The organism is Candidatus Binataceae bacterium, assembly GCA_036495685.1.
Lineage (GTDB): Bacteria > Desulfobacterota > Binatia > Binatales > Binataceae > JAFAHS01.
Map to the genome: position 1 here is coordinate 1 of DASXMJ010000006.1, position 8,800 is coordinate 8,800.

Consider the following 8,800-nt stretch of genomic DNA (forward strand, 5'->3'; position numbering starts at 1 on the left):
TGGCCCAGCGCTGCGGCGTGCCAGTGCTTCCGGGCACGGCCGGGCCCACGAGCCTGGATGACGCGAAGGCGTTTTTTCACTCCGCAAGCGCAAACCCAGTGGTCATCAAGGCCGTGGCCGGCGGAGGCGGGCGGGGGATACGCGTGGTGCGCAGGCTCGACGAACTTGAAGCCGCTTACACCCGCTGTCAGTCGGAAGCGCGCGCAGCGTTCGGAAACCCCGACGTTTACCTCGAGCGCCTGATGCCGATGGCACGCCACGTCGAGGTGCAAATTCTTGGCGACCACGCGGGTCAGGTGACGCATTTGTGGGAACGGGAGTGCACCATCCAGCGCCGCCACCAGAAGCTGATAGAAATTGCCCCGAGCCCGGGAATCTCTGAAGCGCTGCGCCACAAACTGGTTGAGGCTGCGATTAAGATCGCGCAGAGCGTGCGCTACGCGACGCTGGGAACCTTTGAGTTCCTGGTCGGCCCCGACGGCGAGGACTTCGCGTTCATCGAAGCGAATCCCCGCCTCCAGGTCGAGCATACCGTTACTGAGGAAGTGACCGGCGTCGATCTCGTCAAGGCGCAGCTCGAACTCGCCTTCGGGCGTTCGCTACAAGACCTCGACCTGGCCCCCGGCGAGGAGCTGCGGCCGCGCGGCTATGCGATCGAGCTCCGCATCAATGCGGAATCCATGGCACCCGACGGCGGCGCTCACCCCTCGAGCGGTACCATCACGGTATTCGAGCCACCCTCGGGCACGGGTCTCCGCGTCGACACCTGCGCCTACGCCGGCTACGCGACCAATCCGCGATTCGATTCGATGATCGCCAAACTAATCGCGCATTCGCCATCGACGGACTTCGGCGCTGCCCTGCGCAAGGCGGCGCGGGCACTGAGCCAGTTTCGAATCGAGGGCGTGCCCAACAACCTCGCGTTTCTGCAAGCCATACTCGGACATCCGGCCTTCACCGCCAACCACCTCCATACCGGTTTCGTCGAAGAACACGTTGCCGACCTGATCGCAGCGGCCAAGTCGCCTCCGCGCCGAAGGTTCTTCGAGGCACAGAGTTCCCGCCCACTGGTCGGAGCGCGGATCGACACGCGCGATCCCCTGGCGGTCCTCGAGCACGGAAAAACCGGTACCAACGACTCGGCGCCGGCAGCAGCCAACCCGGCGTTGTTTGACCCAGCCGGCCCGGAGGCGGTGGGGCCCGATGGTACGACGGCCATCAGGGCGCCGATGCAGGGAACTATCGTCTCGGTCGAGGTGAACGAGGGTGAGGCGGTGACGAGTGGTCAGCAGCTCATCGTGATCGAAGCCATGAAAATGGAACACGTGATCGCGGCACCGTTGAGCGGAGTGGTGCGGACAGTCGCGGTAACCAGGGGCGACACGGTCCCGGAAGGCTGCGCGCTACTCTTCATCGAAGCAGCAGAGGTTGACGCCGCCAGCTCCGCAAAGTCCACGAGCGTTGACCTGGAGTACGTGCGTCCCGACCTGGCTGAAGTCATGGAGCGACACGAGCTGACCCTGGATGCGGCCCGGCCCGAATCGGTCGCGCGGCGGCGCAAGACCGGACAGCGCACCGCCCGCGAGAACGTCGAGGATCTTTGCGATCCCGGATCTTTCGTCGAATACGGGGCGCTCGCTATCGCCGCCCAGCGCCGCCGGCGAACCGTGGAAGACCTTGTCAAGAACACCCCCGCCGATGGGTTCATCACCGGTCATGCGACCATCAATGCCGACAAGTTCGGCTCCGAGCGCGGTCACTGCGTGGTGATGGCCTACGACTTCACGGTGCTGGCCGGCACCCAGGGCCATCTCAACCATCGCAAGACCGATCGCATGATCGAATTTGCACGCGAGTTCCGCCTGCCGGTGGTGCTCTTCGCCGAGGGCGGCGGGGGACGGCCCGGGGACACGGACGGTCACTTTCACACCCGCACGTTCTACGATTTTCCGAAACTGAGCGCGCTGGTGCCGTTGGTCGGAATCGTTTCCGGACGATGCTACGCCGGCAACGCTTCGTTGCTCGGATGCTGCGACGTGGTCATCGCGAGCCGCGACTCCAATATCGGCATGGGCGGACCGGCCATGATCGAGAGCGGTGGCCTGGGAATTTTTCGCCCCGAGCAGATCGGTCCCGTCGATGTGCAGGTCCCCAGCGGCGTCATTGATGTCCTGGTTGCGGACGAGGCCGAGGCGGTTAAAGTAGCGCGCAAGTACCTCGCTTACTTCCAGGGATCGTTCGACGAATTCGCATGCGCCGATCAGCGGTTGCTGCGGAGCGCCATTCCCGAAAACCGGCTGCGCGGCTACGACCTTCGTACCGTGATCAAGACCCTGGCGGACCAGGATTCGGTGCTCGAACTGCGACCCCATTTCGGCCGCACCACCATCACCGCGTTGGTCAGAATCGAAGGTCGCGCGCTGGGCGTGGTGGCCAACAATCCGATGCACCTGGCAGGCGCAATCGACAGCGACGGTGCCGACAAGGCATCTCGCTTCATCACGCTTTGCGACGCATTCGATATTCCTCTGATCTACCTGTGCGACACCCCCGGGATCATGGTGGGGCCCGAGGTGGAGAAGACCGCCCTGGTGCGACATTCGTCGCGAATGTTCCTGGCCGGTGCCAATGTCAGCGTGCCGTTCCTCACGATTGTCCTACGCAAGGCGTATGGACTGGGCGCGAATGCAATGCAGGGTGGCGCGCCCGATACCCCCCGGGCGATGATCGCGTGGCCGACCGGCGAGTTCGGACCGATGGCGCTGGAAGGTGCGGCTAAGCTCGGCTACCGCAAAGAGTTGGCGGCGATCGCGGATCCGGTCGAACGCAAGAAAACCTTCGACGAGATGGTCGCGAAGATGTATCGCGGGGGAAAAGCGCTCAACAACGCGATGCACTTTTTCCTCGACGATGTAATCGATCCCGCCGACACCCGGCGCTGGATAACCGCGACCCTGCGCTCGACCCCGCCCCCCAAGCCGCGCGCTACGAAAAAGTATCCGTTCATCGACAGCTGGTGATCGTGCGAGACCAGGCGAATTTCTTTGTTAAGAGGGTCCTGGCGCGGGTGTGCGCCCGAAGCGCACACCCTGCAGGTCGCGTCACTTGCGGAAAGTGAGGAACCTACCTCATGAGCAATCTCGAACCACCAATCGTGGCAATTATCGGAGTCGGCGAAATGGGTGCCGCGGTGGCGCAGCGACTACGTTTGAGCGGCGCACATGTGCGGGTGTGCGTAAAAGGTCGCAGCCCGGAGAGCGAACGGCGCGCGCGTCGGGCGGGAGTCGAGATCGTCAACGATGATGCCGTGCTGGTCAGCGGTGCGGACTTCGTGCTGTCAATCGTTCCGCCCGGGGTCGCTGTTCAGGTCGCCGAGCAATATCGGACGTCGTTTGCCAGCGCCGCGAGGGAAGCCATTTTCGCCGATTGCAACGCGATTGCTCCATCAACCACACGCCGCATCGGCGAGGTACTCGCCGGATGCGCTTGCCGGTATGTCGACGCGGGGATAATCGGGGGCCCGCCTCCTCAGGACCTAAGTAAGCCTGGTCCACGCTTCTACGCCTCGGGCACCGACGCACCTCGCTTGGGGGAGTTGAACGAGTTTGGACTCGATGTGGCGGTTCTGGACGGCCCGATCGGCGCGGCTTCCGGGCTTAAAATGAGCTACGCCGGACTGACCAAGGGAATCACCGCGCTGGGAACGGCGATGGTCGCGGCGGCCATGCGCGATGGCCTGGGCGAAGCGCTGCGCAGCGAGCTCGCCCGCACCCAGCCGCAGATCTTGCGTCGCATAGGGCAGTCGGTTCCGGCAATGTTTCCCAAGGCCCATCGCTGGGTTGCGGAGATGGAAGAAATCGCCGCGTTTCTCGGCGATGACGATCGTGGCGCGATGATCTATCGGGGCGCCGCTCGCCTGTACCAGCGCATGGCCGAAGAGGGCGGGCATCCCGACGCGGCGGAAGGACTGCGAGCATTGGTCGACTTCTGCTCCGCGGCGCTAGCTTCGCCACCAGCTAAGTAAAGTCCGCGGCCGGTTGGTCGACGCTCGTCGATCCTCCAAGGGCCGCACGCCTTCTCAACACTGCCTTAGGGGGAAGCGCACGCGCGGACCGGTGCAACGCCGGTGACGCTGGCCAGTCGATTTCAAAAGGCTATTGCGCGCTTGACAGATCGGTCCTCTGGGCGTATTTAACCAATAGGTTATTTAACGAGTGGGTTCAGCACGCGGAGAACTCTTACCATGGAAGACCAGCACTGTTGCGCAGCCAGGCCGCGCCACTCGGCATTGAGGGGGCACCTTGGCGGGTTAGTCGGGTGGGTCGGCTCCGCAGCCGGCTTGGCCCTGATGCCCAAGTGTCCTGTCTGCATCGCCGCTTACCTCGCGCTCGGAACGGGCGTAGGAATTTCCATATCGGCCGCAGCACACCTGAGAACGGCGTTAATATTTGTGGGCATCACCTTGCTGATTGGTTTCACCATGGGACTGCTGCGGGGTTCTCTTCTTTTGAGGCACTTACGCTTTCGTGCCTGAGGACGAGGGGACCATGCGAACTCACCTGGGTATTCGTTTTGAAATATGGACCGGACAGCAGAGCTGGTTCTGGCGGTTCTCCGATCCCAGTCGTGCGGGAGGCTCGATCGGCGCTGCCGCTACCGAGACCGATGCTGTCCGGGAGGCGTGCCTGGCTATCGAGGAGATGCATGCCGAGCAGGCCGTGCGCCTGGGTTGCGCGGCTAAAGTGCCCTCGATGAAAGCACTCAAGGAGTTCGAATCCACGGTGATCGGTTGGCATTTGTCGCTCACCAGGCTCGAGCACTACTTGGCGCACATTAACTGCCCCAGCGCATAGATCGGCAACGAGGACCAAGTCGAAAGCACGTAACCTCAAGGAGATTTTTATGGCCGCAGGACTCAGTGCCGGCGCGGAGCCGGCGGATCGAGTACTCGTTATCACGCGCGTCTTGGATGCGCCGCGGAGCCTGGTTTTCAAGGCCTGGACCGATCGCGATCATCTGGCGCACTGGTTCGGTCCCCGGAGTTTCGAACTGACCTTCTGCAAAATGGATTTGCGTCCCGGCGGTTCGTATCGCTTCGGCATGCATTCGGCGGAGGGTACCGACCATTGGCTGCAAGGGACCTATCAGGAAATCGTGGAGCCGGAGAAACTGGTCTGCACGTATGCCTGGGCCGATGCGAACGGTAATGCGACCCGTCCCGAGACCGTGCTCGCGCTGACCTTCGCCGAGCAGGACGGGAAAACCACCATGACCTTGCGGCAGTCGGTATTCGAATCGGTCAGCGCCTGCGACATGCACCGCCAGGGCTGGACCAGCTCTCTCGATCGTCTGGCCGAGTTTGTGACCAAGGCTTGAGTATTCATCCCCAAGCGAGAGTACAGCGATGGAAACCCCACAACAGTACTATCTGGGCCATGGACCGATGACCGCAAAGGGAGCGCGCTTTGCGGAACTAAGCGCGCTGCCGACCGACCTGGGCCAACTGTGTGATGCCATCGAGGGCGTGCTCATCCACAGTGACCTGACGGCGTGGCTCTATGACGTGAAACTGCCCGAGGTGCGTCTGAACGAAAAGCACATCCGCCCGCTCGCGCAGACGCTCACCCAGATCCGCGAACTCGTGCCGAAGCCGCTGACCGTCCGGCGCGAACCCAAAGATCGCGTGACGGGCGTGTGCCGGCATTTCACCCAATTACTCTGCACGGCGCTGCGCAACCAGGGCATCCCAGCGCGGGCGCGGGTCGGGTTCGGGTCCTACTTCAACCCCGGCAAGTTCGAGGACCACTGGGTCGGAGAATACTGGAACGCCGCAGACCAGCGCTGGATTCTGGTAGATGCGCAACTCGACGCCGTGCAGCGCAAGGCCTTCAAGGTCGATTTCGACCCGCGTGACGTGCCCCGCAACCGTTTCATCATCGCGGGTGACGCGTGGCAGCAGTGCCGCTCGGGGCGCGCGGATCCCACCGCCTTCGGGCTCTCCCCCATCAACCTGAAAGGCTTGTGGTTCATCGCGGGCAACATTCTGCGCGACCTTGCAGCGCTCAATCGGATGGAACTGCTCCCGTGGGACGTGTGGGGTATGATGCCCCGCACCGACGCCGACCTCACTCCGGAACAGTTGGCGCTGCTCGACAAGCTCGCGGCCCTGACCATGGCAAGCGATGAAGCGCTGCCCGAACTCCGCCGACTCTACGAATCCGACGAGCGCCTGCGCGTCCCGACTACGGTATTCAACGCACTGCGCAACGCGCCCGAAAACATCGGGGTATAGGCGTCTCTTCCCGAACCGCACAGGAGCTGACGATGGGCACGACCGGTTTTTCGAGGTCGCGGCTTGAGCGGATGCACGAGCTGTTAACCGGACATGTGGAGCGCGAAGAGCTGCCTGGGCTGGTTGCACTCGTCAGTCGTCGCGACCAGGTTCACGTGGAGACGCTCGGCACTCTTTCGTTTGGCCATCAGGCGGTGATGAAGCGCGATACGAACTTTCGCATCGCCTCGCTGAGCAAGGTCATAACCGCCGTGGCTGCGATGACCCTGGTCGAGGAATGCAAGCTGCGGCTCGACGATTCCATCGATCCGTGGCTCCCGGAACTTGCCAATCGTCGAGTGCTCAAGTCCATCTCCTCGCAGCCCCATGACACTGTGCCGGCGCTGCGCGCCATCACGGTTCGTGATTTGCTGACCTATCGCATGGGTTTCGGCAGCGTCATGGCGATGCCGGATACCTATCCGATTCAGAAATTGATCCGCGAATATCGGATTGGCGGCGACGGGCCGATGCCGCATTCCCAAATCCCCACAACCGATGAATGGCTTAAGGGACTCGGCTCGCTGCCATGGATTGCGCAACCGGGCGAGCGCTGGATGTATCATGTGAGCGGCGACGTGCTGGGCGTTTTGATCGCGCGGGTCGCGGGGATGTCGCTCGGCCGGTTCCTGCGCGAACGGATCTTCGATCCGCTCGGGATGAAGGACACAGCCTTCCATGTGCCGGCCGAAAAAATCGGACGCCTGCCGGCGGTCTACTTTTTCAATCGTCAGACCAACCGGCTCGACTTGTCTGACGATCAGGCGAGCATTTCGTGGCGCGTCGAACCGCCGTTCGAGTCCGGCGGTGGTGGGCTCGTCTCGACCATCGACGACTACTTTGCGTTCAGCCGCATGATGCTGAACAAGGGCGGGCACGGCCGCGAGCAAATTCTCTCGCGCGCGGCCGTAGAGTTGATGACATCGGATCATCTGACGCCTGGGCAACGCGCAGATTGCGACATTTTCTTCGGCGGCCATTCGAGCTGGGGCTTGGGCATGGCAGTGGACATTTTGCGCAGTGAAACCTTTCACAATCCGGGCCGCTTCGGCTGGAACGGCGGCTTCGGCACAACGGCCTACGCCGATCCCGCACAGGAAATGATCGGCATCCTCTTCACCCAGCGCATGATGGATTCGCCCGAACCGCCGAGAGTGTTTACCGATTTCTGGACCCTCGCGTACGGTGCAATCGAATAGACAAGGTAGCGGCGGAAGCCCTCTTCGGTATCCCGCGAGGCGATACGAGCTTCCAAACAATTTCTTCTTCGAGATAAGGGCAGTGCTGCAGATCTTTCCTGGCCCTTACCGGCTGCTACTTGCTTCTGCTACTCGCTAAGGTTCGGCGCAGATCCGACGGTTCCGCCAATAAATCGTCTGTCACCTCGTCATTTGAGGTTGCCTGAAATCAAGTCCGTACGAAGTTTAGGTTCCTCGGCTCGGACAATCAGTCTCGCAAAGTCGACCCGGGAAACACCGTGAAAGCTAGACTGTCGACATTCATCTCTGCCCTTCTTGAATCAACCGCGCTGCTTGGGCTCCGTGTCGCGACTGGCAGATTCGGGGGACGAGCAATAGCCCCAGAACCCTTGAAACCAAAAGAATTAATCAGTCCGGCAGGTGCCAGGGAACATTGACGATCATGATTCGTTGTTTGCCGGAGCGCATCAGGCGTATGGCGATCATCTCGGGACGCTGGTTGTGCAAGAAGTAGTGAAGCCAGTGCCGTTCAACCAGTTCGGGCAACAACACGGCGATCATCCGATCAGGGTGTTCCTGCTCAAGTTCGAGAATCCGCTCGACCAGCGGCTTGATAATGAATCGATAGGGCGACTTTAGTACCACCAGTTCGGGTACGGGGCGACTAGCGCGGCGGGCCGGCTCCTGAACGAATTCCTGCCAGTCGCGGCGCAGTGAGGTGGTGTGGCGCTCGCACTCGACGTGTAGCGCGTGGATTTCGTCGGACATGGTGACCGCAAAACGCATCGCGCGGCGCGCCACTCTGCTCCATCGATCGATAGGCACCACCACCAGCGGCTGGCGATAGCCATCGGGCAGGAACTCCTCGACTGCCGCGGTCTGATGTTCGAGCCGACGATAGTGACGGTTCACCGCCATCATGATTGCGATCAGAGTTGGTACCACCAGCACGACGATCCATGCGCCTTGGGTAAATTTTGCCACCACCACGATCAGGGTCGTGACGGCCGTGGCCGCAGCACCAATCCCGTTGATCATCATCCGGTAGCGCGCACCCGCCGCTCGCTGACGGCTCCAATGCGCAACCATTCCGGCTTGCGAGAGGGTGAAGGCGAGGAACGCGCCGACCGCGAATAGCGGGATCAAGCGCCGAGGGACCGCTGAGCCGATGCGACCACGGGTTTGCGAAATGCGGGAACACCGTTGCTGACCGCTTCCACACCGGTCATTGCGGTGCAGCCGCTCGCAAATGCGCGTAACAGGATCCACA

At 62.2% G+C, this 8,800-nt stretch carries 7 protein-coding genes; 6 read left to right on the top strand and 1 reads right to left on the bottom strand.

The annotated features are described in order from the left end of the window. The 6 genes from VGI36_00575 to VGI36_00600 all read left to right on the top strand — a co-directional run. Positions 1-3,020, top strand: a 3,020-nt coding sequence (locus tag VGI36_00575) for a carboxyl transferase domain-containing protein (protein ID HEY2483606.1), incomplete at its 5' end; no start/stop codon positions are given. A gap of 110 nt (positions 3,021-3,130) precedes the next feature. Continuing rightward, complete coding sequence (locus tag VGI36_00580; GenBank protein HEY2483607.1) at positions 3,131-4,024, top strand: DUF1932 domain-containing protein; 894 nt, start codon at positions 3,131-3,133, stop codon at positions 4,022-4,024. Positions 4,025-4,547: 523 nt separating this feature from the next. Further along, positions 4,548-4,853 (top strand): hypothetical protein, encoded by a 306-nt coding sequence (locus VGI36_00585; GenBank protein HEY2483608.1) that lies wholly within the window; start codon positions 4,548-4,550, stop codon positions 4,851-4,853. 49 nt (positions 4,854-4,902) lie between these two features. Next, positions 4,903-5,376, top strand: a complete 474-nt coding sequence (locus tag VGI36_00590) for an SRPBCC domain-containing protein (protein ID HEY2483609.1) — start codon at positions 4,903-4,905, stop codon at positions 5,374-5,376. Between the two features lie 28 nt (positions 5,377-5,404). Then, the gene (locus tag VGI36_00595) at positions 5,405-6,292 is read left to right on the top strand and encodes a transglutaminase-like domain-containing protein (protein HEY2483610.1); all 888 of its coding nucleotides are present in this window, start codon (positions 5,405-5,407) and stop codon (positions 6,290-6,292) included. A 32-nt stretch (positions 6,293-6,324) separates the two neighbouring features. Further along, positions 6,325-7,530 carry a serine hydrolase domain-containing protein gene (locus VGI36_00600; GenBank protein HEY2483611.1) on the top strand — a complete coding sequence of 402 codons (1,206 nt, stop codon included), beginning with the start codon at positions 6,325-6,327 and terminating at the stop codon, positions 7,528-7,530. 408 nt (positions 7,531-7,938) lie between these two features. Here VGI36_00600 and VGI36_00605 read toward each other — a convergent pair whose 3' ends face one another. After that, positions 7,939-8,676 carry a hypothetical protein gene (locus VGI36_00605; GenBank protein ID HEY2483612.1) on the bottom strand — a complete coding sequence of 246 codons (738 nt, stop codon included), beginning with the start codon at positions 8,674-8,676 and terminating at the stop codon, positions 7,939-7,941. Between the last annotated feature and the right edge of the window lie 124 nt (positions 8,677-8,800).